Below are 23,581 nucleotides of genomic sequence, written 5' to 3' on the forward strand. Positions count from 1 at the left end.
CCTTTTGCTACAGGGGCCAGTCTGCCGCATCTACTGTGTGTAAACCTACGGGCTGCTCCGCGTGTCCGCCCCAGCGGTCGATAAAGGTGCCGGTGGGATCGTACTGTTGCGTCTGTTTCTCCAGGTTGAATTGCCGCAGGCCTCTGGGGTCTGCCCCTACGCCAGCCAGGTATTGCCAGTTGCCGTAGTTGCTTCCCACATCATAGTCGATCAACTGCTCTTCGAACCATGCTGCGCCGTAACGCCAGTCCAGCCCGAGTTCGTTGATAAAGCAGCTTGCCACCAGTTGCCGGGCCCGGTTGCTCATATAGCCGGTTTCCCGTAGCTGGTTCATGGCGGCATTCACGATCGGGTACTCGGTGTTGCCCTGGCACCAGGCCTTGAAACGATGGCCGTAAAAGGTGCCGTGTCGGTGTTTGCGCTGGACGCCGTCCCGCCGGAACAGGTTGGCACCGTGCTTCAGGGCGTACCAGTAGAAGTATTCGCGCCAGAGCAGTTCAAACCAGAGCCAGTAGGTGGACTCGTTTTTGGTCTCACTGGCTTCGTAGTCGGTGATGGTTTCCGCCGCCTCCCGAACGGACAGACAACCGTTGGCCAGCCAGGGCGAGAACTTGGAGGAGGCATCCCAGCTATCCAGAGCGTTGCGGGTTTCCTTGTATCGATCAATGCTGTGATTACCGTAGGTGAACGCTTTAAGCCTTTCCAGGCCTGCCGCTTCACCGCCCATGAACTGCAAAGGGTGTACCGGTTCCGGTATGGGCGGGCAGTCGCCCCGGTTGTCCTCCGGAAAGCCCGGTGGTGGGGGCAGGGCCGTGAGTGTGCGGATTCTCAGGCGTTCGGAACAGCGCTCACCGGTTTTCTCCACCAGCTTTCGGAACTGGGAAAAGGTATCCGGCAGATCCGGCAGTTCCATGGGTAGGGAGCCTTCGGTAAACAGGCTCAGGGTTTCAAACTGCTGGAACAGGGTACCGGGCAGTCGATCCTTGATGGCCCGCCACTGGCTGGCCTCCTGGGTGCCCGGTAGCCGCGAGCGGACAATGCGCTCAATGCGGTGGGCGTGTGCGAGCTCGGGGACGACTGTTTCCGGCTCACCATAAGCGATATGCAGACGTTGCCCCAGAGGCCGCAGGCTTCGCTCCAGTGCCATCAGGCTCTGCCAGAGAAAGCGCCAGCGGTGGTCACCCATTGCCTTGCTCTGCAGTGGGCCGGGTGCAAACCAGCGCGGATCTACGACATAGACGCAAAGCAGCATGTCGGACCTGGACGCGGCCAGCAGGGCGGCGTTGTCGTGCAGGCGAAGATCCCGTGTAAACCAGTAAAGCGTATGCAACGTAAATGCTCCTCAACCTTTTGATTCTGCTTTCTAGATACGCTCCAGATCCAGAAAAGATTTTGAGCAACATGGCCAGGGCCAAGTCAGCTAGAATGATTCAAACACGTAGCGGTTGGTCTGTCGCAACCGAATCACAATGCCTAGCATCCAAGGAGCCTGAAAGTGATTAAATCCCGCGCCGCGGTGGCTTTCGAAGCCAACAAGCCGCTCGAAATTGTTGAAGTCGACGTTGCACCACCTCAGGAGGGCGAGGTTCTGGTGCGCATTGTTGCAACCGGTGTTTGCCATACTGACGCCTACACGCTCTCCGGTGCCGATCCGGAAGGCCTGTTCCCGACGATTCTGGGCCATGAGGGTGGTGGCATTGTTGAAGCGGTTGGGCCGGGCGTTAAAAACCTGGAAGTCGGGGATCATGTGATTCCGCTCTATACCGCTGAGTGCGGTGAGTGCAAGTTCTGCACTTCTGGCAAGACCAACCTCTGTGGTGCCGTGCGTGCCACCCAGGGCAAGGGTGTGATGCCGGATGGTACTTCCCGTTTTTCCTACAACGGTAAGCCACTGTATCACTACATGGGTTGCTCCACCTTTTCCGAATACACCGTGCTGCCGGAAATCTCCCTGGCCAAGATCCCCAAGGAAGCGCCCCTGGACAAGGTCTGCCTGCTCGGCTGCGGTGTGACCACCGGTATTGGCGCGGTACTGAACACCGCCAAGGTTGAGGAAGGCGCAACCGTGGCCATCTTCGGCCTGGGCGGTATCGGCCTGGCGGCGATCATTGGCGCCAAAATGGCCAAGGCGGGCCGGATCATCGGGGTCGACATCAACCCGGGCAAATTCGACATCGCCAGACAGCTGGGCGCCACCGACGTGGTCAATCCCAACGACTACGATAAGCCAATTCAGGAAGTCATTGTCGAGATGACCGATGGCGGCGCCGACTACACCTTCGAGTGCGTGGGCAACGTTAAACTGATGCGTGCCGCGCTCGAGGCGTGCCACAAAGGCTGGGGCGAATCCACCATCATTGGTGTTGCCGGCGCTGGTGAGGAAATCAGCACCCGTCCGTTCCAGCTGGTGACCGGTCGGGTCTGGCGTGGCTCAGCCTTTGGCGGCGTGAAAGGCCGCACCGAGCTGCCGGGCTACGTGGAGAAAGCCGAGAAGGGCGAGATTCCGCTGGATGTGTTCATTACCCATGAAATGCCCCTGGAAGACATCAACAAGGCGTTTGACCTGATGCATGAGGGCAAGAGTATTCGGACGGTTATTCATTTCTGACCGGAATACGGATAAGAGGTGGCAGACCGGCTGCCACCCCTTCGATTAGCGATCTGTGAGCTTTAATTCAATCCGTCGGTTTCTCTGCAGGGCTTCCGGCGAGGCGCCTTCGGCCACCGGGAAGAACTCGCCAAAGCCGGCAGCTGCCATACGCCGTTCAGGCACACCCTGAGCGGCGAGATAGCGGACTACTGCGACGGCCCGGGCGGTGGACAGCTCCCAGTTAGAGGGGAATCTCGCGGTATTGATGGGCAAAACATCGGTGTGCCCATCAATCCTCAGGATCCAGTCCACATCCTCGGGAATCTTTGCGGAAACATCCAGCAGCAGCTCGGCAAGCTTGTCCAGTTCCCGCTGGCCTTCCTCGCCCAGTTCCGCCGAGGCGGAAGCAAACAGCAGTTCAGACGGCAGCAAAAAGCGGTCGCCGACGATCCGCACATTCTCGTTATCGGCAAGAATGTCCCGCAGACGGGCAAAGAATTCAGACTGATACTGCTGAAGCTGGTTGACCCGTTCGGCCAGCAGGGTGTTCAGCCGTCGGCTGACCTGTTCCAGTTCCTGCTCTTTTTCCGCTGTCATCTGTTCCTGCAGCTCCAGCGCAGAGGCAATCTGCCTGAGCTGCTCCCGCAATGAAGCGATCTGATTGGATAGCCTCAGGATCATGGCCTGCTGGCTGGCGGACACCTCGTCTTTCTTGTCGATGGACTCTTCCATGCTGGCCAACCGCTCCGCCTGTGCATCGGCCATGGCCGTTTGTTGCATCAGTTGCTCACGGGTCGATTCCAGTTGGCCGACCAGATTGCTGTTCCGGTCCTGGAGGCCGGTCAACTGATCTTCCAGGGCCTCGTTTCTGCTCTCTTCCAGGCCCAGCAACTCCGAGAGTTCGTTCAGCTGGGCATTCAGGCGTGCGAGCTGGGTATCCCGGTCAGACAGTGTCTGGGATAAATAAAGCTGGCTGACCACGTAGACCAGCAGCATGAAGATCACCAGCATCAGCAAGGCGGACAGGGCATCGACATAGCCCGGCCAGACGTTGGTGGTGCTTCGGCTTCGACGCCTGGAGCCAATCATGACAGGTCTTTCTCGTCGTCTACCCGGTCTACAAGGTTGGTTACGCCCGTCAGCCACTCTTCCAGACCGTCGTAGAAGCGGTTCTGGGCATGGCCGGCCTGGATGTCCAGGAAGCCAAGGATCAGCGAGCCGCCAAGGCCCAGCAGGGAGGAGCTGAACGCCGTGCCCATGCCCTCAAGGGGCGTTAGCAGGCCTTCCTGAAGTTCCGCAAACACTTTACCGAAGTCTTCCTGACTCATGTCCAGGCCTGTGATCACCTGGCCGACCGAGTTGATGGTGCCCAGCAGGCCCCAGAAGGTGCCGAGCAGGCCCAGGAACACCAGCAGGCTGATGAAATAACGGGTGATTTCCCGCTGTTCGTCCATGCGGGAATGGATGCCGTCCAGCACCGTTCTCAGGGACAGGGTGGAGAGCGTGAACCGGTCCCGCTTGGCGTCTTCCCCCAGTTGCCTGGCCAGAGGCTTCAGCAACCGGGGCTCCTGCACCACAGAGAGTCCGGCGTGGCCGGTGCGGAACTGGGCTATCCATTTCAGTTCCGGAAACAGCACAAACACCTGTCGGTAAGTGAGGGCAATGCCGACAATCAGAACCCCGAGAATCAGCAGATTGAAAACCCAGTTGGCCATAAAGGCCGAGATCAGGGGCTTGTGGATCAGGGCGCCGACGATGGCGACCACGCCAAGGAACAGTGTCATCCAGAAAAGGGTGTGCTTGGGATTGCTCATAGCGATGGCCAGCTTTTTTGAGATATTCCTCAAAACGTTAGCACAGATGTGAGAAGCTGTTGGCGACAGTAACTGAACTTTAATCGGAGCACTTCATGGTTGGTGAACTGCCTTTCCGCTTTTGCTTCCGGGTTCGCTACGGCGAATGCGATGCCCAGGGTGTGGTATTCAACGCCCGTTATGCGGATTTCGTTGATATTTCAGTGAATGAATACATCCGCACACTGTTTGGCGACTACCAGCACCTGCTGGATCAGGATCTGGACATTCAGGTGGTGAGCCTCACGGTAAACTGGAAAGCTCCGGCAAAATTTGACGACGTGCTGGAGGCTCGCATCCGCGCGGGAAGGATCGGCAATACCTCGTTCACATTGCATCTGGAGTTCTTCCGGTACGGGGATGGGGCATTTATCGCCGATGCAGATGTTACCTACGTGGTGATTCAGCCTTCAGTGATGGGGAAGGTGGCGATACCGGATCACATTCGTGAATTGCTGGAGCAGGGCGCTCCTGGTGAGTTGATCAGTCATGCGGGGGAAGTCGCGTGAGAATGGGGTCAGATGAAAATTTCATCTGACCCCGGGGTTATCAAGCCGTTTCTCTCGAATCAGGCGTCTTGCAGTGCCTGTACGACGGCCTTTGCCGCACCCTCGGAGGATGCCGGGTTCTGCCCGGTAATCAGCTTGCCGTCCACCACGATATGCGGTGCCCAGTCGTCGCCGCGGGTGTAGGTGGCGGTGTTCTCCTTCAGCATGTCTTCCAGCAGGAAAGGCACCACGCCGTTCAGGCCTACCGCGTCTTCCTCGCTGTTGCTGAAGCCCGTGACTTCCCGGCCGCCAACAATGTTCTGGCCGGGCTTCACTTCCACATTCTTGAATACGGCAGGCGCATGGCAGACGGCACCGATTACCTTGTCCTGCTCGTAGGCGGTCTTGATAAGGGCAATGGACTTGTCGTCATTGACCAGGTCCCAGAGCGGACCGTGGCCTCCAGGATAGAAAATCGCGTCGTACTCGTTCATATCCACATCGCTCAGCCTCTTGGTGCTGGCCAGGGATTCCCTGGCGTGGGCATCCTGCTGGAAACGACGGGTCGTCTCAGTCAGTGCTTCCTCTGCCTCGCTGTTCGGGTCTACAGGCGGCTGGCCGCCTTTTGGCGAAGCAATGGTGATGTCTGCACCGGCATCCCGGAAAACATAGTAAGGCGCGGTGAACTCTTCGAGCCAGAAGCCGGTCTTATGGCCGGTGTCGCCCATCTGGTCATGGGAGGTAAGAACCATCAGAATCTTCATGGTGTCCGTCCTTATTGATTGACGAATGAATGGCACTTTTTAACGGGTTAACTGATTTGGTTAATCACTTCTTGACTGGTCTGATCAATGACCTTGTGCCATGGGTGACTGAATTCAACCGTGAGTACGTAAATCCGACGATCCCGGATCTTGAACCGTCTATACTGGAGACAGATGACCAGACTGTATAAGAACCTGAAAAGCTCACTGGCAAGGATGACAGGAATGCGAGTTCTCACAGCTGCCCTTATGATGGTGCTGGTGTTTCCGGTTTCGGCCCAGCAGGGCACAGAAACCGTGGAAGCATTGACCGTCACCGTGGGGGCCAACCATGCGCCACCGTACCGGATTATCCAGGGTGGTGAGCGAACCGGTCTTTACGTGGAGATTTTCGAGGAAATCGCCGACCGCCTGGGGTGGAAAGTGAATTATCGTGAGGCCCCTTTCCGGCGGGTGCTGAGAATGGTCCAGCAGGGCGAGGTGGATGTCATGCTCGGCCCTCTGGAGACCGAAGAACGGGCCGAATTGATGGAGTTCGTGGCGCCGGCCTTTCCCCCGGAGCGCCGGTTGTTCTTCTACCTCCATGAAGAACACAGCATCGAGCGTTACGGGGATCTGTACGGCAAGGCCATCGGTGTACTTGAGGGTGCCTCGTATTTCTCCAGGTTTGACGGTGATGAGAAGCTGCTCAAAGAATCCGCCCCTCGCTACGAAAACCTGATGCTGATGATGCAGAAAGGCCGGGTCGATGTGGTTATAGCGCCGGAGCTGGTTGGTATGTATACGGTTGACAAACTTGGTCTGGATGTTGAGGTTTGGCCGTTTTTTGTGCCTGGAGAACGATCCTACATCGCCATTGCGAAAAACTCGCCGGTACTGCAGTACGCCGATGATATCCGGGCGGCGCTGAAACTGATTGAGATTGAAGGCATACACGAGGACCTGGTGTTGAAATATCTGGACCGGGCTGCTGAATGATTCCCGAGCAGTCGGATCTCTGGTTCCTGCCGCTGGGTGGCACCGGCGAAATTGGTATGAACCTCAATCTCTATGGCCACGACGGTGCCTGGTTGATGGTGGATTGTGGCGTGACCTTCCCGAAGCCCGGCCGCATTGCGGCTGATGGCACCGTCCATCACCGGGGCGAGCCGCCGGTGCAGATGGCGGACCCGGCCTTCATTGCCGACCGCCGTGACCGTCTGGCAGGTATGGTGATCACCCATGCCCATGAAGATCACGTCGGGGCGGTGCCCTATCTCTGGCCGCTGCTGCAGTGCCCGATATACACCAGCCGGTTCACCGCGGAAATCCTGCGCCGCAAACTGGCGGAGTTCGACCTGCTGCATCGGGTGCCGATCATTGAAGTGGAGACCGGCCAGAGCAAACAGATCGGACCATTCAGCGTGCAGTGGCTGGCGCTGACCCACTCCATTCCGGATCCCAACGCGCTGATGATTCGAACCGCCGCAGGCAACATCTTCCACAGTGGTGACTGGAAGCTCGATGAGCAGCCGCTGGTGGGCCATGGCTATTCGCCAAAAACCTTTACCGGCCTGGCCGAAGAAGGTGTACATGCCATGGTTTGCGATTCCACCAATGCCACGGTCTCAGGCCACTCGGTGTCCGAAGCGGCCTTGCATGCAGGATTGCTGCAGGCTATCCGTTCCGCAGAAGGCCGCGTTGTCGTGACCTGTTTTGGTAGCAATATTGCCCGCCTGCATACGCTGGCTTCGATTGGGAGGGAAACCGGGCGTTACATGGGACTTCTGGGTCGCTCGCTGATCAATATGAGTGGTGCGGCCAGGGCTGCCGGGCTTTGGAATTCGGCTGACCAGTTGATCAGCCCTTCCCACCTTGGTTATCTGCCCCGGCATGAAGTCCTGGCGGTGGCAACCGGCAGCCAGGGAGAGCCCAGAACGGCGCTGCGCAGGCTGGCGGCCGGGAGCCATCCTGATTTCGAACTGGAGGCAGGGGATACGGTGATTTTCAGCGCCCGTGCTATTCCCGGCAACGAGGAAGCCATCGAGGCACTGGTGGTCAGGCTGAAAGAGCTGGGGGTCAAGGTAATCACCGCTGAGGACGCCGATTTGCCAATTCATGCTTCAGGTCATCCCGCGCAGGAAGAACTGGAGTTAATGTATCAGTGGGTAAGGCCCGCCATTGCCATTCCGGTCCATGGCGAGGCTGAACACATGGAAACACACGCTGACATAGCCAAAGCAACTGGTGTACCCCGTGCCATGGTGGGCCGAAACGGCGATCTCTTCATGATCCGGCCGGTGCCGGGTATACGTCGCCAGATAGTGGAAACCGGCCGGCTGGGCTGGCAGAAAGAGGGGCTTGTCAGAGTTGAATAATGTCTTGTTGTCTGTAATTCCCGGGCTGTTCGCCTGTACCCTTGTTCTGGCGACGCCGTTGCATGCGGGGGCCTCAGAGGAACGCCGATGTTCGACGCTCACCGTGAGTGGCAACCCGGAATATCCGCCGCTTCTCTGGCGAGATGAAGACAATCCGGGCTATCTGATTGGCGCAGTGCCTTCTTTGCTCAAAGAAATTACCGAGCCCTTGGGCATTGCCGTAGAGGTGAGAGATATCGGCTCCTGGGCTCGGGTTCAGCACATGGCCCGTCAGGGTGAAATTGACATGGTTGCAGGTGCGTTCATCACCTCCGAACGCATTGGCTACATGGATTATCTGCTGCCCCCGATTACGCATCTGCCAACCGCCGTCTGGGTTCGAAAGGGCCAGGAGTTTGCCTACCGCCACTGGCCGGACCTTGTGGGCAAACGGGGTAGCACCCTGATAAACAACAGCTTCGGGCAGAATTTCGACCGGTACGCGGAGCAGAATCTCAGCATCGAGGGCGTCAGGTCGATTGAGCAATCCTTTCAGATGGCACTGGTTGACCGGGTCGATTATGTCCTCTATGAAGTCCTGCAAGGGGAGGTGAAGCTTGAGTATCTGGGCATTGCCGATCAATTCGTTCCCCTCCCAACTCCGGTGAGCCGTGAGGGCCTGTTTTTTACCTTTTCCAAAGCCTCATCCTGCAACTCCTTTGAGCTCAGGGAGCTTATTGCCGAAAGGCTTTATGAGCTCGTGAATTCTGGCCGGGCCAATGAGTTGATCAGGCAATACAAGTCGACTTATTCCGAGTGGAGTAGATGACAAGGTGGACGGGCAGTTGTCAGGTTGATATTTCATCAACCGTCTGGTGACCCAGTGGCAGACCGTTGTCGATGAAGCGCTGCAAAACAATGCCGTAAGTCCCATCCGGCACCTCCTTCGCAATTTCGAATGGCTCGCCGGCGCTATTGCGCGGGGTTCTGCTCAGATCCAGAAGTCGGTATTTTGCCGGTCGCTGCTTTTTCTCATCTCTTACCAGCATCACTTTTGGTTTTCGACGATTTCTAGGATTAGAGGCAATAACAATAGCTACCTCACCCGATTTCATCTCAACGATGGAACCCGGCGGATAGATCCCGATCATCAGCACGAACTCGCGCGTCAGGTCAGGATCAAACTGGCTGCCCCGGAATCGATGGATGATTTCCAATGCTTCCATGGATGACCGCGCGCGATCGTAGGCTCGGTTGCTGGTGATGGCATCGTAGGTATCAACAATGGCGACAATCTTGGCAAAGTAGGGAATCTGGTAGTCGACCAGGGCGCGGGGATAGCCCTTGCCATCCAGCCGTTCGTGATGGTTGTAGGCAACGTCCACGGCGGCGTGAACCACCTTGGGCATGGCCATCAGCATGTCCCGGCCCCAGTTTGCATGGTTCTGCATGATCCCGTACTCCTCCGGGGTCAGGCCGCCGGGCTTTTGCAGAATGTCGACAGGCACCTTGGCTTTGCCGATGTCGTGGAGCAGGCCGCAAAGGCCAAGTGTGCGAATCTCTTCTTCCAGCAATCCCAGCTTCTTGCCAAAAGCGGCTGACAGGATTGAAACGTTCAGGCAATGTTCGGCCGTGTACTCGTCCTTGTTCTTGAGTTTTGTAAGCAGCAAGAGGGCATCGTCGTTCCTGAGAATGCTGTCCACGCAATCGTCGACGACTTCCCTTGCTTTGTTGAGGTCCAGGGCTCTGCCAACACGCAGCCCGGACATGATACCTGTAGCCACCGACCTGGCTTCTGCGTAGTGTCCCTGGGCCAGGCGTATCTCCTGTCCTACGCCCACTTTGTTGATGTAGGTTATTCGTTTGTGGGCGGGAGACTTTCTTTCGCTAACCCGGTCCGGGCGGTGGGCTTTCCCTTTGTCGTATTGCTTCTTGTGGCCATGAAAAACGGAGAAGCGGGTCTTTTCGCGCTTTTTAAGATAGGGCTCAGGAAGCACGTCTGGCTCGGTGTTTTTTACCTTACCTTCAATGACGACCTTTCGACACTGGGACTGCAGGGCATCGATATCGTCTTGCCCTTGGACGACAAATCCCTGGATCAGAAAGTCGGTCTCTTCCCATGGACGGTCGAGCCTGACCACATGCATGCCGATCCGCAGTTCTGAGACGTCAATTTCAAGCTCGACTGTTTCGTATCGCATACCAATTAACCTGGTTACCCGTAGTCAATCATACGGCTTCGTTATATTGGTGGCACAGGTTGCAGCGGTTTTTTTTGTAGCAAAAATCTAAAAAAATGTAATACGTAATTAAAGGGTACATATGAGCATGAACTTACCGAAGCTTCGCTTCGTAAGTGTGAACGTAAGCTCTCTATAGCTATGATTAACAATAAAGTGGCTTTCTAGGGAAGGAGTCCGTAGGAATGGCAGACGCAGTTACCCGGGATCAACGAGAATTTGTTTACAGGCTGTCTCTGAGCCTGGCCCGGTCGAGGATCGACGAACTGGATGCGTGCATCCATAATTTCATTGCCGAAATCGGCACCCATCTTCTGGCGGATCGCAGCTATCTGATCATGCTTGAAGAAGCCACCCAGACTGCCTCAATTACCCACGAAATCTGCACTCCGGGAACGCCACCCCAACGAAATGCCATCCAGAATGCGCCCCTGGCCAGATTTCCCTGGCTGACAGGGCAGCTTGATGCCGTGCCGGTTGTTGCCATTCCCGAAATTGAAAACCTCCCCGAAGATGCAAACGAAGAAAAGCTCGAATTCCGGCGGCAGGGAATTCGAAGCCTGATTCTGGTCGGGATAAAACTGGAAGGACAGTTGGCCGGCATACTAGGCTTTGATTTTCTCGATCGCTCTGAGGCTCCGGCTGCCACAATGAGAGAATTCCTGGTCGAGCTTGGCGAGGTACTGGGTTCCTCGGTGCATCGCCAGGTATTGGCTGGCCGCAACGCGCGGTATGAGAACAGCCTCTATCGGTATTCCGATCAGTTCCCGGGTGTCGTCTTCCAGTTCAGGATGTACCCGGATGGGCGGGTCACGTTTCCTTTCATCAGCAAAAAAGTTGAGAAAATGTTTGGCTTGACGGTGGACGCGCTCAGGCCAGACGCCAGACCCTTGCTGGAACTCATTCATAATGATGACAAGTCAGGCTTTCTTGAAAAGGTGGAAGAATCTCGCCTGAGGATGACTCCGTTCGAAACCGATTTTCGCGCGTTCAGAAAAGATGGGAGTGCGGCATGGATCGAAGCCCGGTCAGTGCCTGCCCGTTTGGCGGATGCCAGCACGATCTGGCACGGCTACTTCTACGACGTGACTGACCGCAAGCAGTCGGAATTTGAGATCGAGAAACTTGCTTTCTATGATCCGCTCACCGGTCTTCCAAATCGCAGGCTGCTGAGGGACCGGCTGGCGCAGGCGTTAACCGGAAGCACTCGAGATCAGAACCATGGTGCTCTGGTGTTTATCGATCTTGATAACTTCAAGAACATCAATGATTCTGCGGGGCATCTGACGGGCGATGAGTTGTTGATTCAGGTAGGGCAGAGGCTGAAACAGACGGTTCGTGAATGGGATACCGTCGCCAGACTTGGTGGTGACGAGTTCGTTCTCATTCTGAAGGGGTTTCCGGCCGATACTGCCAATGCCGCTGCCAGAGTGGAGAAGGTCTGCGAAAAAGTCCGGGACGCCCTGAACGAACCCTATGATCTTAACGGCACCGAATACACGGGCAGCCCCAGCATCGGTGTCACCTTGTTCTATGATCACGAAACCTCCCTGGAAGAGCTCCTCGGCCAGGCCGACATGGCTATGTTTCGCGCCAAGGAAGATGGCCGCAACTGCATCCGTTTTTATGACTGCATGATGCAGAGGAAAGTCTCTGAGCGCCTGACTCTGGAGTCGGATCTCAGGTTAGCGATACGGAAAAGTCAGCTATCAGTTCATTACCAGGTTCTGGTCAATGAGACAGGTGCCCCGGTGGGTGCCGAGGCCTTGCTTCGCTGGCATTGCCCGGGCCGCGGAATGGTCTCTCCGGCCGAATTCATTCCGCTGGCAGAGGAAACAGGGCTCATTGAATCGATTGGTTATTGGGTGCTGGAGGAAGTTCTCTGCCGGGTTGCCAGCTGGAAAAAGCGGGGCGATGCGTTTTCGCAGCTTCAGGTTTCGGTAAACGTGAGTGCCAGGCAGTTCCACCTGCCGTCTTTCTGTTCGACCGTGATGGCATTGCTGAGAAAAACCGGTGCATCACCGAGAAATCTGAAAGTGGAAATTACCGAAAGCGCGCTGGCCTACGATCTTGAACTGGTGGAAGAGACACTTCGGACCTTGAGGAGCATGGGTGTACGCATCTCCCTGGACGATTTCGGCACGGGCTATTCATCCCTTGGCTACCTCAAGCGTCTCTCCCTGGATGAGCTTAAAATTGACCAGGGATTTGTGCGGGATATTCTTGACGATCCCAATGACGCTGCCATCGCCGAGACCATACTGGCCCTCGCCTCTGCCCTCAAGTTGTCGGCAGTGGCGGAAGGTGTGGAAACCAAAGGACAACTCGAACGTCTTGTGAGCCTGGGGTGCACCCGTTTCCAGGGCTTTTATTTCAGCCGCCCACTGCCTGCGTTGGAGTTTGAGAGGCTGATCGAAACGTCCGAGGGCGGCGAGCAAAGAAGGGCTTGGTAGTTCGCATCCTATCTGTATAAACTGGGTGCTTTGCTTTTCTCCCATTTCAAATAACATCGAGAGCAGTCCCTCTATGGCAATCTGGACCCGAACCCTGAACCTTGAACATCTCGCCAAAGCCAGTGAAAACACCGCGGTCAGCTACATGGGCATTGAGTACCTTGAGATTGGCGATGACTATGTGAAGGGCCGTATGCCCGTTGACGAACGGACGGTTCAGCCTTTTGGTATTCTCCACGGTGGTTCCTCCGTGCTGTTGGCGGAAACCCTGGGAAGTATGGCAGCGAACTGCTGTCTGAAAGACCCGGAAACGGTGGCGGTTGGGCTGGACATCAACGCCAACCACATCCGTCCGGTTACCAAAGGCTGGGTGTACGGCACGGCCAGGCCCATACATATCGGCAGTGCGACCCAGGTGTGGGAAATTCTCCTTGAGAACGAAGAGGGCAAAACCACCTGCATTTCCCGATTGACCATGGCGGTGACAAAGCGGCCCGGGTGAATGAATACGGGTGCGGCTCAGGCCTTGATGCGCACCCGACTCCTGCCCAGAGCCTTTGACTCATACATGGCTTCGTCCGCCCGGGCGAGCAGGGTCTCGAGGTTTTGCTCTTCGGTTCGAAGAGCCGAAACGCCGAAACTGGCTGTTGCCAGGATACCGGCCTCCCGGAACCGAACCGGGGTTTCCCGCATCAGGCCAAGCAACCGTTCTGCCAATTCTGACGCGTCCGCCACGTCCGCTTCTGACAGAAGGATCGCGAACTCTTCGCCGCCAATGCGGGCGGCAATATCCGCCTCCCGGACTTTGCTTGCCAGAATCTGCCCGATTTGCCGCAACACCTCATCCCCCGCCTCGTGGCCGTGGTTGTCATTGATCTGTTTGAAGTGGTCGAGGTCAAACATGATGATCGCAAGGGCAGAGCGATTTCGCCGGGACTGCTTTAGAAGCTGGTTGCCCAGCTCAAAAAAGGCCCTCCGGTTGTGAAGGCCGGTCAGGTCGTCTTCCAGCGCGGCAGCCCGGGCCTTTTCATGGGCTTCCTGAAGGGCCAGTTCCATTTCTTTGCGGTCGGTGATGTCGGTGGCAATTTCGAGGCGGACCAGCCTGCCATCCGTCCAGGGAATTGCCTGGTCCCGGCATTGATACCAGTGTTTGTCCAGAGTGTTCTGGAATTCCCAGACATACGGCGGGGAGGGAGCACCTTCGGAGTCGATCAACAGGTGGTTGGTGCAGAAATCGCACGGGCTGTCATTGTCCTGCAGCACTTCCCAACACTTTCTGCCCTCAAACGAACCCCAGATTTTATGGCCGTAGGCGTTCATGTAAAGGAGCTCATGGGTTTCGAAATCAGAGACGTAAACCAGCGCGTCCAGATTATCGAGCACAGCCCGTAGGCCCTCGACAGGGGTGGCCTTCGAAGAGTCAGCGCCTGCGGCGGCGTCTGTGATGTTGATTAAGGGAATACCGGAGCTCATGTGGCGTCATGCCGGGATTTGTTTGCGAGCAGTATAGCAGCGTAATCCTCGAGGGAAAGTAACAGGCTGTTCCGTTTCATATCGGATCAGCGCCCCTGTTGGATTTTGTTACGATCAGACCCTCGTCCACAAACTCCTGCAGCACGATGCCGTAGGTTCCGTCCGGAACCTCCCGGGCGATACGATAGACATTACCCACCGCGTCTTCAGGGGCGGTTTTCAGATCGACCGTCCGGTACGGCGCCATCAGGCTTTTGTCGGCCTCCCTCACCAGCAGGACACAGGGCTTCAGTTTATGCTCTGGCCGACTCTCGACAACAATGCCAACCTCGCCATTCACCATTTCAACGATGGAGCCCGGCGGGTATACGCCAATCATCTGGATAAAAGCGTCCGCCAGCTCCTCATCGAACTGGGTGCCACGGTGTTTGTGGATGATCTCCAGGGCCTGCATGGAGGCCCGGCCCTTGTCGTAGACCCGGTTACTGGTGATCGCGTCGTAGGTGTCCACCAGGCCAATGATCTTGGCAAAGTAGGGAATCTGCCGGGCATGGAGGCCCCGGGGGTAGCCTGAGCCATCCATCCGTTCATGGTGGCTGAACGCGACATCCACAGCGGTGTTCAGGGAACTGCTGGTCCCCATCAGAATGGTGCGGCCGTGGGTGGTGTGGTGGCGCATGACCTCGAATTCTTTCGGTGTCAGTGCCCCCGGCTTGTTGAGGATCTCATCGGGAATACGGGTCTTTCCGACATCGTGGAGCAAACCGCAGAGGGCCAGATTCCGGATCTCCCCCTCCAACAGTCCCAGATGCTTGCCGAAAGCGGCGGCCAGAATGGACACGTTGATACAGTGCTCGGCGGTGTATTCGTCCTGGTGCTTGATCTTGGTTAGCAGCAAGAGCGCGTTTTCATTGCGAAGCACGCTCTCCACGCAGTTGTTCACCACCGTGCGGGCATTGTTCAGGTCCAGTGTGCGGCCCACCCGCAGCCCAGACATGATCGACTTGGCGGTTTGCTGAGCCTCCTCGAACCGTATGACCGCGGTTTCCATTTCCCGGCCGGCGTCGATCTTGTTGATATAGCGGACGCGCTTTCGAGGCGGTACAGGTCTGTGGGTAGTCTGGACAGGTTCGGTGGTTGGTTTTTTGCGGAAAAAACCCATCAGACCGGAGGACTTCCGGCCGTTGCCGTTTGCGTCCTGCGGAAACGGTGCCCCCTCGATACGCCCTTCAATAAAAACGAACTCGCACTGGGCTCGAAGTGAATCGATGTCCGCCTGATTACGAATGACGAACCCCTGAATCAGGAAGTTCGTATCCTCCCAGGGGCGGTCGAGGCGAATGACATGCATCCCGATGGCAAGCTCGGACACATCGACCTGGCTTTCAACAATTTCCTGGTGCGGTGCACTCATACACTGATCCCGAATCCCTGGAGACCTATTTTGCGACAAAACCTCTGGAACAGGATGGACCGGATTGCAAAATCTGGTCAAATAATGTTCATTCAAGACGTTGCCGGCGGTTTTTACGATTTTCCGTTTCCCGGCAGAGAGTAGCTCAGAGGTATTTCCCATGGCTGACCATCGCTTTTTTCACCTCTGGTGGCTGGCACTTGCTGCTGCCCTGGTGCCCCTGATAACCATTCACCTGACATTTACGGTTTCGGTGCTGGAGGGCCATGTTGAGCTCTGCATGCCTTACTGGGACAGCTGCACCAGCATCAGCCGCACTGGTCGCCACGGCACTTCCTATTTCATTTTCAAGGGCACCATGCTGCCCGCGGCCCTGCTGGGCATCCTGTTCTGGTGGCTAAACGGCCGTTGGCTGCGCCAACTGGGCGTCCATTCGTCGGGGGTCGCCTGGATACCCTGGCTGGGCCTGGTGGCCAGTGTCTCCCTCGGCGCCTATACCCTGGCGCTGGGCCACGCCGGCGACGGGTTCAATCTGATCCGGCGTATTGGCGTAGTTCTGTATTTTTCGCTCACCTTTATCTGTGAACTGCTGGTGAGTGCCGGCTTGCGCAGCCATCCATTGTGGAAGCACACCGGCATGAGACTGCTTAATCTTTGCCAGCTGATCCTGGCGGTCGGGATTCTCTCGGTGATACTCAATGGCGTGGCGCCGGAGTTCTATAGTCGTAAGGACGACGCGTTCGAGTGGGTCCTCGCGTTCCTGATCAACGGGCACGCGCTCTGGCTGGCTTTCCTGTGGCGGAAAAGCCGGTTCCGCGTGAGACTCTGGGCGGATTCCTAAAGCGAAAGCAGGCCGCGGATAAGCGCGGCAGTTCCGGCAATGGCGGCAATACCCAGAATCACCGGACGAAGTCCCTCAAAGGGCATGCGGTTAACCAGTTTGCCGGAGAGCCAGAAGCCCAGGAACACCCCCGGGAAGGTAACTGCGAACAGGAACAGCTCCCGGGTGCCCAGGTAGCCCGAGGCAAACAGACCTGACAGGCTGAGGACACTGGCCGCCAGAAAGAACGCGGACATATTGGCCCTGACCAGCGGTCCTTTTTCGTTCTGGTAGATCAGCGCGATCGGCGGTCCGCCTACAGCGGTGATTGTGCCCATGTAGGTCGAGGCGGCTCCGGCCATCACGCTGTTCCGGGCGTTCAGCGCGGGCTTGAGTCCACCAATGCTGAGCGCTACACCGGCGAGAATCAGCACTCCGAAAATCAGCTCGAAGCCTTTTGTGGAGATCACCAGCAACGTCAATGCTGCCAGAATTGCGCCGGCAACGCCGCCGACGATGGCAAAGCGCACTTCCCGGACCTGCAACGCGCCACGATTGCGTATCAGCATGAAGACGGTGAGCAGAGTGGCATTCAGGATCAACGGCCCGGGGACTAACACCGGGCTGATCAGAAACAGCAACGGCGCGGCCAGCGTGCCAATGCCATAGCCGGCCACACCTTGCAGGCAGGCTCCGGCAAGAATGGCGAGGTTGGCCAGAAAAATCTGTAACAGCGATACATCCGTCAAAGGAATTCACCAGGAAGTCAGTGGAGAAGGCCGGAGCAACACCGGTTCGATATTGATACACTGCCGGACTACGAGCATAGTCGAAAAGATTGATGTCCGATGACGCAGCAGCCTGAACACCAAAGTTGCCCTTGTGGCAGCGGCAAATCCTACCTTGAATGCTGCCGGCCCTTCCATCAGGGCGAACCGGCACCATCGCCGGAGGCACTGATGCGGTCCCGTTACGCAGCCTTCGTTCTCAGTCTTCCGGATTATCTGCAGACCACGTGGCATCAGAGTACAAGACCGGAGACGCTGACACTGGAAGACGCGCCGAACTGGACCGGTTTGCAGATCCTGGACACCAATGAGTCGGGCGATAGCGGGACGGTTCATTTCCGTGCGCTCTACCGCCTGGGCAAGGGCTGGGGATTTCTCGAGGAAAACTCCGATTTCGTTCGGGAGCAGGGTCGCTGGTATTACCTTCGGGGAGACACCAGCGAGGGCCAGTTAAAGCCCGGTCGTAACGACCCCTGCCCCTGTGGCAGCGGCAGAAAATACAAGGCCTGCTGCCTGTAGGCGTCAATTACTCGAACGACGGCAGTTCCGGCTTGGCCACGGGTTTGTCCGCTTCCTGCCAGGCGTCAAACCCGCCGGCAATGGACTGCACATGCATGTAGCCCATCTCCTTCAGGGCCTTGGCGCTCAGAGCGGCCCGCCCCGAATTCTTGCAGTAACACACGATGTTCATGTCGCGGCTTTCAAACGCCGGATCATTGGTAAACTTGAACTCCAGCAAACCGCGGGAAATATTCACGGCGCCGGGTATATGACCGGCCCGATACTCATCCGCATCACGCACATCCAGCAGAAGATCGGCATTCTTGATGGCATCGTTCGCCTGATCCAGGGGCACTTCCTGAATGTCTTTCTTGGCGGCTTCGACAAGGTCATGGGCAGTTTTCATGGCTGAGCTCCTCAAACTTATGGAATAAGGTTATTCCCGAGGATAAGTGATTTGGCTGCAGCGAGTCACCCCGCATATGTACGAAGGAGATCAAATGAAACAACCCATCATCGGCTATCACAAGGACGAAGAAAACCACTGGGTTGCCCAGTTGGCCTGTGGGCACAATCAGCATGTGCGCCACACGCCGCCCTGGGTGAATCGCCCATGGGTAACGACGGAACAGGGCAGGGCATCGATGATCGGGTTTGAGCTTAATCGCCGGAAATGTGAGGAGGGCGCGCCGCCGGATGACCGGCCCCAGCCACGTGTTCTATGACTGGGGAATTGGCTCCTACCATAATGCGGTGGTTGGCGGCGTGACAGGACAGGGCATCCACAAGAACATCATGGATGCCTACCGCTATATCGTTCAGAACTTCACGCCCGGCACTGACATTTACCTGTTTGGTTTCAGCCGCGGAGCATACACCGTGCGCTCCCTGTGCGGGCTGATCAACAACTGTGGCATTCTCAAGCGGCCCGATGCCCACTACCGCCCACCCAATCTGGAAAACATTGGTTTTACCGGCTAGGCCGCCTTGTTGTTGCCAATGGCACAGGCGTACTTCCGCTCATACCGTTTGTCTGCCCATCTCCCGTAGATACGCGAGGCGATCTGTAAGATACCGGGCCACAGCAGGGGTTTGAACAGAAAGCCAAAGGGTGTGTGGGACCAGGCGCGAACGTTTGCGGGCAAGCCAATGACCCACTCGCCGGTCCAGCTCATCAGGTGCAGGCGTCGGAGCAGGGCTTCATGGCTTGGCAGAGTTGTGCTGCCGTCACGCTGTTCGTGGATGTCCGCGAAGATCAGATTGCCACGCTGGAGTTTGCGGAGGGTGCGGATCTCCTTGGCGCACAGAGGGCATTGTCCGTCGTAAAACAGGGTGTCATAACGGGGCTCCATCGAGTCCTCCAAGGGTCAGAATCTGTTTCCGGGCGTCCGCTTTGCGCTCTTCCAGGGTTTTCAGGATGCCGTCGAGGGCGGCGGGCAAAACCTCCGGAGCTGCCTTGCGGAACTGGTCGAGTAGCTCGATCTGAACATGCAGATCCTGGAACTGGCCGTAAAGTTGCTGCCGTGACTTAAGCGTTTTCAGCTCGGGCTTCCAGGTTTTCGGGTCCAGTTCCATCAGGTAACGGATTCGCTTGAGTTGTTTGCGAAGCCGATGAACATCTTCATCCGGAGATGTGTGCATCAGCTCGGCAGTCAGTTTGTTGAATGTTGCTATACGATGTTCTACTGCCGTTCGGATGTCTTTTGCCCTCAGCGTTCCGGCCAGTTTCTGGAACTTCCGGGAGTCGATGAGATTCAGCCAGTGCTCCATGCTGTCGTGATAACGCTTGCTCTGCAGGCGCTTTACCAGTTTGCTGTGGCGGTTGGCGGCTTCCCGCTCGAACCAGATCTGCAGGGCTGCCCGGATTTCCGAGTTGTCGCCACACAATTCGGGCAAGTCCTTGAGAAATACATGCAAATCGCGTAACGGTCCGGTGGCCCGGGCATGACGTTTCAGGGTTTTAACCGCCTTTGCCAGCGCCTTGTCACCAGTCACTTCCTGCACCGATTCGGCAATGGCTCGGCTGCGTCGAATCGCAATCCGGTACTGGTGCAGGAATTCGTCATCCAGTCCGAGGATAACGCCACGCTCCAGTTGCCTCAGCCGATTATGTTGGTGGTGAAGGGCCTTGGGGATGTCCTTTGCCGGATCGTCTCCCGCGGTTCTGGCTTTCTTTTTCAGTTTTCGTTCGAAGTGGGCGTAGCTGTAATCCTGTGGCGTCATCAGCGCCACCAGTTTGCCCTTGCCGCGATCAAGCTGGCTCCAGTGCTTGATCGAAAGCCGGATGTGGATGAAGCTCGCAGTAGGTAGCTGCTCCGGAGGTTGTTTCAGCAACCACTGGGCCAGTTCAAGCAAGGCGGGATTGTGGCCTACAAGCGTGATCCTGGAATCATCGTCACGTGTTTCCAGCCAGGCGAGCAGGCGCTGGTAGTCAAAGGTGTACAGCTCGCCAAGCTGCTGGCAGCGCTCGGGAGCGACCGTGTCAGGCAGAGCCCCCTCAAGTGTAGCGATGGCGCGATTGGCATCGCTGCTGTAGATCTCACCCTCGAAGGCACCGGCGGATTTAAGGGCATTTCCCAAAGGCGACAGTTGGCTTTCGCCCCGTGCATTGAGCGGACGCTCGCGATCACCGAGTGCTTCATCGGCCCAACTGGATTTGGCGTGGCGTACCAGAAACAGGTGCTTCATTGGTCTACCTTCGTAGTGGTCCTTTAGTCTAAAGCTTCCTCAAGATGTATACGCTACTGCCGTTACTCTACCCATATGAAAACATTGGCGGAAGCACAGTTTGGTCATGGGGCAGCAGGGACGGCGAGGCGCCCACTGAAACCTCTCTTAACAAACTGGAACAGATCACCTGGAGTGGTCTGTGGATAATCCGCAACAACGGTAATTCCCTGGGAGTCTGGAAAAATGAATGTTTTGAGTCGTTTGAAAATAAGAACGCGCTTGCTTGTGGCCGTAATGGTGCCGGTACTCATTACGGCGGCGACTCTCGCCTGGATTACCGCCAGCCAGATTCAGGCCAATGGTGAAGCCGAGCTCAAACGCCTTGAAAGCAGCCTTCTGGAAGCCCGGAAGGCGGGCCTTCAGAACCTCGTTGATGCTGCCGAAGCCGTGGTGCTTGAGGCCAAGAATGACCCGTCTCTGAGTGAGGAAGAAGCGAAGGAGGCCGCGGCAGCGCGTCTTCGTACGATCCGTTTCGATGAAACCAACTATGTGTTTGCCTACACCCGTGATGTCTACAACCTGGCCTACGCCCCGGATCCTTCCAAAGAAGGTCCGACCAATAACCCGACTTTGAAGCGCCTTGTGGGTGATCTTTTTGCTGCGGCTGAAGACGATGGCTTTTACGGCTACGACTGGATGAACCCGGCCTCCGGCAACGAGGAGCCGAAGATGTCCTATTCCACCCTCATCCCTGATTGGGACTGGATGATTGGTGCCGGTGTCTACATTACCGACATTGATCGGCAGGTCGCGGCCGCTCGTGAGAAAATAGAGGCCGGTATGGCGGAAACCCTTGGCTTTATCCTGTTGGTCACGGTCGTGGTGGTTGTGATTGCCCTGGTGATCGGTATTTTCGTCGGACGTAGTGTGACCACGCCGCTGAAGAGTGTCAGCAATATGATGCAGGAAATCGCCGATGGCGAGGGCGATTTGCGTCAGCGCCTGCCGGATGAGGGTAATGACGAGTTGGCCGAGCTCGGCCGACGCTTCAACGCCTTTGTCATCAAGATTCAGGACACCATGCGCGAGGTTGGCGCGACCACGGATCAGGTGGCCTCCGCTGCCGAGGAACTGAGTCGGGTTGCCAATGAAACCCGGACATCGGTTCAGGAACAGGGCTCCGAGACCGATCAGATTGCCTCTGCAATCAATGAAATGGCCGCGACCATCCAGCAGATTTCCGGCAACGCCAATGAGGTGGAAAGTGCAGCCTCTGACGCTGATCGTATGGCCCGCGAGGGTGGCGAAACCATCAGCAGTGCCCAGGGTGCGGTGAATCAGCTTTCCGAGGAGATCCAGGATACCGCGAAGAGCATAGATGCCCTTGCCGAGAAATCCGACGATATCCAGCAGGTTCTGGATGTCATCCACGCGGTGACTGAACAGACCAACCTGCTGGCCCTGAATGCGGCGATCGAGGCTGCCCGGGCCGGTGAGCATGGTCGGGGTTTTTCGGTGGTTGCCGATGAGGTGCGTCAGTTGGCCAAGCGCAGTGCCGAGTCTGCCGACCAGATTCGCGAAATGATTGATGGTTTCGTGACCGAATCGAAGGCATCGGTTGAGCGGATGAACAAGTCCCGTAAACGTTCAAGCGAAACCGTGGAAAGAATCAACCACGCCACGGATGCCCTGCGGACCATCGAATCGTCCGTGGGTCAGATCCACGACCAGGTTACCCAGATTGCCACTGCAGCTGAACAGCAAAGCCAGGTTGCCGAGGAGATCAACCAGAACGTGGTCCGCATTGTCGATGCCGCCCAGCGCAGCGACACCGGCGTCACCCAGACGAACGAAGCGAGCCATGAACTGGCCCGCCTGGGCGAGAATCTCCGGGATCTGGTCGGGCAGTTCAAGGTCTGAGTCCGGTCTATGGTGTTCTGCCGATTGGCGGAACACCGTGAGCAAGCTATGATGGTTGCGCGACAGAAATACCTGTTTTCATACCAACAATAACGGAAGCCAACACAATGACAATCCGGAAAACACTGCTTGCGGCCGTCGCCGCTGCAGCCACTGTGTTCAGTGTGTCCTCGGTTGCCGAGGAAAACTTCACCTTGCGCCTTGCGCAAACCTGGGGCCCCAACTCTCCGGTACTGGGAGAGGCTGTTCAGCATATGGCGGATATGGCGGAAACCATGTCGGATGGCCGGCTGAAGGTTCGCATTGATCCCGCCAACAAGCACAAGGCGCCTTTCGGAATCTTCGATCTGGTACGTAATGGCCAGTACGACATGGGGCATACCGCGTCCTATTACTACAAGGGCACCATTCCCAACGCCATGTACTTCACGACTATTCCCTTCGGGCTTATCGCGCCTGAAATGTACGCCTGGTTCTACCACGGCGAGGGTATGGAGCTGATGCAGAAGGTGTACGAGCCATACGGCATGCTCTCTTTCCCCGGTGGTAATACGGGCAACCAGATGGGTGGCTGGTTCCGCGAGGAAATCAACTCGCTGGAGGACCTGAAGGGCCTGAAAATGCGTACACCGGGCTTTGCCGGCGAAGTCATGTCCGAGCTGGGTGTTGCGGTCACCAACCTGCCGCCGGGCGAACTGTATACCGCTCTGGAGCGAGGCACGGTGGATGCTGTTGAATGGGTCGGTCCGGCTCTGGACTTCCAGATGGGCTTCCATCAGATCGCAAAATACTACTACTCGGGCTGGCAGGAGCCGGGCGCGGAAGTTCAGTTCCTGATCAACAAGAAAACCTGGGACGCTCTGCCGAAGGACCTTCAGGAAATCCTGCGGGTGGCCATGCGCACCGCTGCCTACGACATGTACATCCAGAGCACCCACGAAAGTGGTGTGGCCTGGGATCGTATGAAGGAAGACTATCCGGATGTGACCCATAAGGTGTTCCCGCCGGAGGTCATTGAGGCTCTGCGCAGTACCACCAACAAGCTGCTGGCAGAGGCCGCCGAGAAGGATGAGCTGGCGAAGGAAATCATCAACTCACAGCGTGAATACCTGCGTCAGGTCCGCCAGTGGACCAACATCTCAGACAAGGCGTATCTCAACAGTGTTGCTGATGACTGAGCCTGACTAACGGACTGGCTCGTGAAAGGCCAGTATCCGGAGAGGCGTCGGGGTTCGGATTACCCCGACGCCTCTTTCTGTTTGTCTCGCTTT

Annotated in this window: 24 protein-coding genes; 13 read left to right on the forward strand and 11 right to left on the reverse strand. The window is 57.0% G+C overall.

Going from position 1 to position 23,581, the window contains the following annotated elements; translation table 11 throughout:
* Nucleotides 1–7 precede the first annotated feature (7 nt).
* Complete coding sequence (locus tag ACESMK_RS02635) at nt 8–1,330, reverse strand: DASH family cryptochrome (RefSeq protein WP_372994983.1); 1,323 nt, start codon at nt 1,328–1,330, stop codon at nt 8–10.
* 165 nt (nt 1,331–1,495) lie between these two features.
* Here ACESMK_RS02635 and ACESMK_RS02640 point away from each other — a divergent pair, with 165 nt between their 5' ends.
* Entirely contained in the window at nt 1,496–2,608 is a 1,113-nt protein-coding gene (locus ACESMK_RS02640; RefSeq protein ID WP_372994985.1) for an S-(hydroxymethyl)glutathione dehydrogenase/class III alcohol dehydrogenase, read from the forward strand.
* A 45-nt stretch (nt 2,609–2,653) separates the two neighbouring features.
* Here ACESMK_RS02640 and ACESMK_RS02645 read toward each other — a convergent pair whose 3' ends face one another.
* Both ACESMK_RS02645 and ACESMK_RS02650 read right to left on the reverse strand, forming a co-directional pair.
* Nucleotides 2,654–3,679, reverse strand: a complete 1,026-nt coding sequence (locus ACESMK_RS02645) for a peptidoglycan -binding protein (protein WP_372994987.1) — start codon at nt 3,677–3,679, stop codon at nt 2,654–2,656.
* Nucleotides 3,676–4,404, reverse strand: coding sequence for a MotA/TolQ/ExbB proton channel family protein (locus tag ACESMK_RS02650; RefSeq protein WP_372994989.1), 729 nt, complete (start codon nt 4,402–4,404; stop codon nt 3,676–3,678). Before ACESMK_RS02650 ends, ACESMK_RS02645 begins: the two co-directional genes overlap by 4 nt.
* Nucleotides 4,405–4,499: 95 nt before the next feature.
* Between ACESMK_RS02650 and ACESMK_RS02655 the strand changes: the two genes are divergently transcribed.
* Nucleotides 4,500–4,952, forward strand: a complete 453-nt coding sequence (locus tag ACESMK_RS02655) for an acyl-CoA thioesterase (protein ID WP_372994991.1) — start codon at nt 4,500–4,502, stop codon at nt 4,950–4,952.
* Between the two features lie 59 nt (nt 4,953–5,011).
* On the opposite strand, the gene ACESMK_RS02660 is transcribed toward ACESMK_RS02655, so the two are convergent.
* Nucleotides 5,012–5,695 (reverse strand): type 1 glutamine amidotransferase domain-containing protein, encoded by a 684-nt coding sequence (locus ACESMK_RS02660; RefSeq protein WP_372994993.1) that lies wholly within the window; start codon nt 5,693–5,695, stop codon nt 5,012–5,014.
* 174 nt (nt 5,696–5,869) lie between these two features.
* Here ACESMK_RS02660 and ACESMK_RS02665 point away from each other — a divergent pair, with 174 nt between their 5' ends.
* From ACESMK_RS02665 to ACESMK_RS02675, 3 genes are read left to right on the forward strand one after another with little or no spacing between them, the layout of a single operon-like run.
* Complete coding sequence (locus ACESMK_RS02665) at nt 5,870–6,673, forward strand: substrate-binding periplasmic protein (protein WP_372994995.1); 804 nt, start codon at nt 5,870–5,872, stop codon at nt 6,671–6,673.
* Nucleotides 6,670–8,052 carry a ribonuclease J gene (locus ACESMK_RS02670; RefSeq protein WP_372994997.1) on the forward strand — a complete coding sequence of 461 codons (1,383 nt, stop codon included), beginning with the start codon at nt 6,670–6,672 and terminating at the stop codon, nt 8,050–8,052. The genes ACESMK_RS02665 and ACESMK_RS02670 overlap by 4 nt, the downstream gene beginning before the upstream one ends.
* The gene (locus tag ACESMK_RS02675) at nt 8,036–8,860 is read left to right on the forward strand and encodes a substrate-binding periplasmic protein (RefSeq protein WP_372994999.1); all 825 of its coding nucleotides are present in this window, start codon (nt 8,036–8,038) and stop codon (nt 8,858–8,860) included. Before ACESMK_RS02670 ends, ACESMK_RS02675 begins: the two co-directional genes overlap by 17 nt.
* 19 nt (nt 8,861–8,879) lie before the next feature.
* Here ACESMK_RS02675 and ACESMK_RS02680 read toward each other — a convergent pair whose 3' ends face one another.
* Nucleotides 8,880–10,232, reverse strand: coding sequence for an HD-GYP domain-containing protein (locus ACESMK_RS02680; protein ID WP_372995001.1), 1,353 nt, complete (start codon nt 10,230–10,232; stop codon nt 8,880–8,882).
* A gap of 224 nt (nt 10,233–10,456) precedes the next feature.
* Here ACESMK_RS02680 and ACESMK_RS02685 point away from each other — a divergent pair, with 224 nt between their 5' ends.
* Both ACESMK_RS02685 and ACESMK_RS02690 read left to right on the forward strand, forming a co-directional pair.
* Entirely contained in the window at nt 10,457–12,724 is a 2,268-nt protein-coding gene (locus ACESMK_RS02685) for an EAL domain-containing protein (RefSeq protein ID WP_372995003.1), read from the forward strand.
* A 73-nt stretch (nt 12,725–12,797) separates the two neighbouring features.
* Entirely contained in the window at nt 12,798–13,226 is a 429-nt protein-coding gene (locus ACESMK_RS02690) for a hotdog fold thioesterase (protein ID WP_372995005.1), read from the forward strand.
* A 17-nt stretch (nt 13,227–13,243) separates the two neighbouring features.
* Here ACESMK_RS02690 and ACESMK_RS02695 read toward each other — a convergent pair whose 3' ends face one another.
* Together ACESMK_RS02695 and ACESMK_RS02700 are read right to left on the reverse strand one after the other, a co-directional pair.
* On the reverse strand, nt 13,244–14,197 hold the full coding sequence (locus ACESMK_RS02695; RefSeq protein WP_372995007.1) for a diguanylate cyclase: 954 nt from the start codon (nt 14,195–14,197) through the stop codon (nt 13,244–13,246).
* A gap of 76 nt (nt 14,198–14,273) precedes the next feature.
* The gene (locus tag ACESMK_RS02700) at nt 14,274–15,611 is read right to left on the reverse strand and encodes an HD-GYP domain-containing protein (RefSeq protein ID WP_372995009.1); all 1,338 of its coding nucleotides are present in this window, start codon (nt 15,609–15,611) and stop codon (nt 14,274–14,276) included.
* Between the two features lie 160 nt (nt 15,612–15,771).
* Here ACESMK_RS02700 and ACESMK_RS02705 point away from each other — a divergent pair, with 160 nt between their 5' ends.
* Nucleotides 15,772–16,452, forward strand: a complete 681-nt coding sequence (locus tag ACESMK_RS02705; RefSeq protein ID WP_372995011.1) for a hypothetical protein — start codon at nt 15,772–15,774, stop codon at nt 16,450–16,452.
* Here ACESMK_RS02705 and ACESMK_RS02710 read toward each other — a convergent pair.
* Entirely contained in the window at nt 16,449–17,180 is a 732-nt protein-coding gene (locus ACESMK_RS02710; RefSeq protein ID WP_372995013.1) for a sulfite exporter TauE/SafE family protein, read from the reverse strand. The two genes, ACESMK_RS02705 and ACESMK_RS02710, sit on opposite strands and share 4 nt — an antisense overlap.
* Nucleotides 17,181–17,279: 99 nt before the next feature.
* On the opposite strand from ACESMK_RS02710, the gene ACESMK_RS02715 reads away from it, so the two are divergent.
* Complete coding sequence (locus ACESMK_RS02715; RefSeq protein ID WP_372995015.1) at nt 17,280–17,738, forward strand: YchJ family protein; 459 nt, start codon at nt 17,280–17,282, stop codon at nt 17,736–17,738.
* A gap of 7 nt (nt 17,739–17,745) precedes the next feature.
* Here the strand turns inward: ACESMK_RS02715 and ACESMK_RS02720 are convergent, their stop codons facing one another.
* Nucleotides 17,746–18,126, reverse strand: a complete 381-nt coding sequence (locus ACESMK_RS02720) for a rhodanese-like domain-containing protein (RefSeq protein ID WP_372995017.1) — start codon at nt 18,124–18,126, stop codon at nt 17,746–17,748.
* Between the two features lie 94 nt (nt 18,127–18,220).
* On the opposite strand from ACESMK_RS02720, the gene ACESMK_RS02725 reads away from it, so the two are divergent.
* Both ACESMK_RS02725 and ACESMK_RS02730 read left to right on the forward strand, forming a co-directional pair.
* Nucleotides 18,221–18,445, forward strand: coding sequence for a DUF3565 domain-containing protein (locus ACESMK_RS02725; RefSeq protein WP_372995019.1), 225 nt, complete (start codon nt 18,221–18,223; stop codon nt 18,443–18,445).
* Entirely contained in the window at nt 18,417–18,701 is a 285-nt protein-coding gene (locus ACESMK_RS02730) for a phospholipase effector Tle1 domain-containing protein (protein ID WP_372995021.1), read from the forward strand. The genes ACESMK_RS02725 and ACESMK_RS02730 overlap by 29 nt, the downstream gene beginning before the upstream one ends.
* Here the strand turns inward: ACESMK_RS02730 and ACESMK_RS02735 are convergent.
* A complete protein-coding gene (locus ACESMK_RS02735) occupies nt 18,698–19,072 on the reverse strand; it encodes a thiol-disulfide oxidoreductase DCC family protein (RefSeq protein ID WP_372995023.1) in 375 nt (124 codons plus the stop codon). The genes ACESMK_RS02730 and ACESMK_RS02735 overlap by 4 nt on opposite strands.
* The gene (locus ACESMK_RS02740; protein WP_372995025.1) at nt 19,056–20,408 is read right to left on the reverse strand and encodes a CHAD domain-containing protein; all 1,353 of its coding nucleotides are present in this window, start codon (nt 20,406–20,408) and stop codon (nt 19,056–19,058) included. The genes ACESMK_RS02735 and ACESMK_RS02740 overlap by 17 nt, the downstream gene beginning before the upstream one ends.
* A gap of 225 nt (nt 20,409–20,633) precedes the next feature.
* Here ACESMK_RS02740 and ACESMK_RS02745 point away from each other — a divergent pair, with 225 nt between their 5' ends.
* Both ACESMK_RS02745 and ACESMK_RS02750 read left to right on the forward strand, forming a co-directional pair.
* The gene (locus tag ACESMK_RS02745; RefSeq protein ID WP_372995027.1) at nt 20,634–22,310 is read left to right on the forward strand and encodes a methyl-accepting chemotaxis protein; all 1,677 of its coding nucleotides are present in this window, start codon (nt 20,634–20,636) and stop codon (nt 22,308–22,310) included.
* Nucleotides 22,311–22,417: 107 nt separating this feature from the next.
* Nucleotides 22,418–23,488, forward strand: coding sequence for a TRAP transporter substrate-binding protein (locus ACESMK_RS02750; protein WP_372995029.1), 1,071 nt, complete (start codon nt 22,418–22,420; stop codon nt 23,486–23,488).
* The last annotated feature ends 93 nt before the right edge of the window (nt 23,489–23,581 follow it).

The organism is Marinobacter sp. (genome assembly GCF_041687235.1).
GTDB lineage: Bacteria > Pseudomonadota > Gammaproteobacteria > Pseudomonadales > Oleiphilaceae > Marinobacter.

Excerpts from the sequence above, each read along its gene's own strand:
- ACESMK_RS02680 (WP_372995001.1), bottom strand. The coding sequence starts at position 10,232 with ATGCGATACGAAACAGTCGAGCTTGAAATTGACGTCTCAGAACTGCGG.
- ACESMK_RS02705 (WP_372995011.1), top strand. The coding sequence starts at position 15,772 with ATGGCTGACCATCGCTTTTTTCACCTCTGGTGGCTGGCACTTGCTGCT.
- ACESMK_RS02660 (WP_372994993.1), bottom strand. The coding sequence starts at position 5,695 with ATGAAGATTCTGATGGTTCTTACCTCCCATGACCAGATGGGCGACACC.
- ACESMK_RS02745 (WP_372995027.1), top strand. The coding sequence starts at position 20,634 with ATGAATGTTTTGAGTCGTTTGAAAATAAGAACGCGCTTGCTTGTGGCC.
- ACESMK_RS02670 (WP_372994997.1), top strand. The coding sequence starts at position 6,670 with ATGATTCCCGAGCAGTCGGATCTCTGGTTCCTGCCGCTGGGTGGCACC.
- ACESMK_RS02740 (WP_372995025.1), bottom strand. The coding sequence starts at position 20,408 with ATGAAGCACCTGTTTCTGGTACGCCACGCCAAATCCAGTTGGGCCGAT.
- ACESMK_RS02655 (WP_372994991.1), top strand. The coding sequence starts at position 4,500 with ATGGTTGGTGAACTGCCTTTCCGCTTTTGCTTCCGGGTTCGCTACGGC.
- ACESMK_RS02725 (WP_372995019.1), top strand. The coding sequence starts at position 18,221 with ATGAAACAACCCATCATCGGCTATCACAAGGACGAAGAAAACCACTGG.
- ACESMK_RS02690 (WP_372995005.1), top strand. The coding sequence starts at position 12,798 with ATGGCAATCTGGACCCGAACCCTGAACCTTGAACATCTCGCCAAAGCC.
- ACESMK_RS02665 (WP_372994995.1), top strand. The coding sequence starts at position 5,870 with ATGACCAGACTGTATAAGAACCTGAAAAGCTCACTGGCAAGGATGACA.
- ACESMK_RS02735 (WP_372995023.1), bottom strand. The coding sequence starts at position 19,072 with ATGGAGCCCCGTTATGACACCCTGTTTTACGACGGACAATGCCCTCTG.
- ACESMK_RS02720 (WP_372995017.1), bottom strand. The coding sequence starts at position 18,126 with ATGAAAACTGCCCATGACCTTGTCGAAGCCGCCAAGAAAGACATTCAG.
- ACESMK_RS02695 (WP_372995007.1), bottom strand. The coding sequence starts at position 14,197 with ATGAGCTCCGGTATTCCCTTAATCAACATCACAGACGCCGCCGCAGGC.
- ACESMK_RS02645 (WP_372994987.1), bottom strand. The coding sequence starts at position 3,679 with ATGATTGGCTCCAGGCGTCGAAGCCGAAGCACCACCAACGTCTGGCCG.
- ACESMK_RS02750 (WP_372995029.1), top strand. The coding sequence starts at position 22,418 with ATGACAATCCGGAAAACACTGCTTGCGGCCGTCGCCGCTGCAGCCACT.
- ACESMK_RS02730 (WP_372995021.1), top strand. The coding sequence starts at position 18,417 with ATGACCGGCCCCAGCCACGTGTTCTATGACTGGGGAATTGGCTCCTAC.
- ACESMK_RS02650 (WP_372994989.1), bottom strand. The coding sequence starts at position 4,404 with ATGAGCAATCCCAAGCACACCCTTTTCTGGATGACACTGTTCCTTGGC.
- ACESMK_RS02685 (WP_372995003.1), top strand. The coding sequence starts at position 10,457 with ATGGCAGACGCAGTTACCCGGGATCAACGAGAATTTGTTTACAGGCTG.
- ACESMK_RS02715 (WP_372995015.1), top strand. The coding sequence starts at position 17,280 with ATGACGCAGCAGCCTGAACACCAAAGTTGCCCTTGTGGCAGCGGCAAA.
- ACESMK_RS02700 (WP_372995009.1), bottom strand. The coding sequence starts at position 15,611 with ATGAGTGCACCGCACCAGGAAATTGTTGAAAGCCAGGTCGATGTGTCC.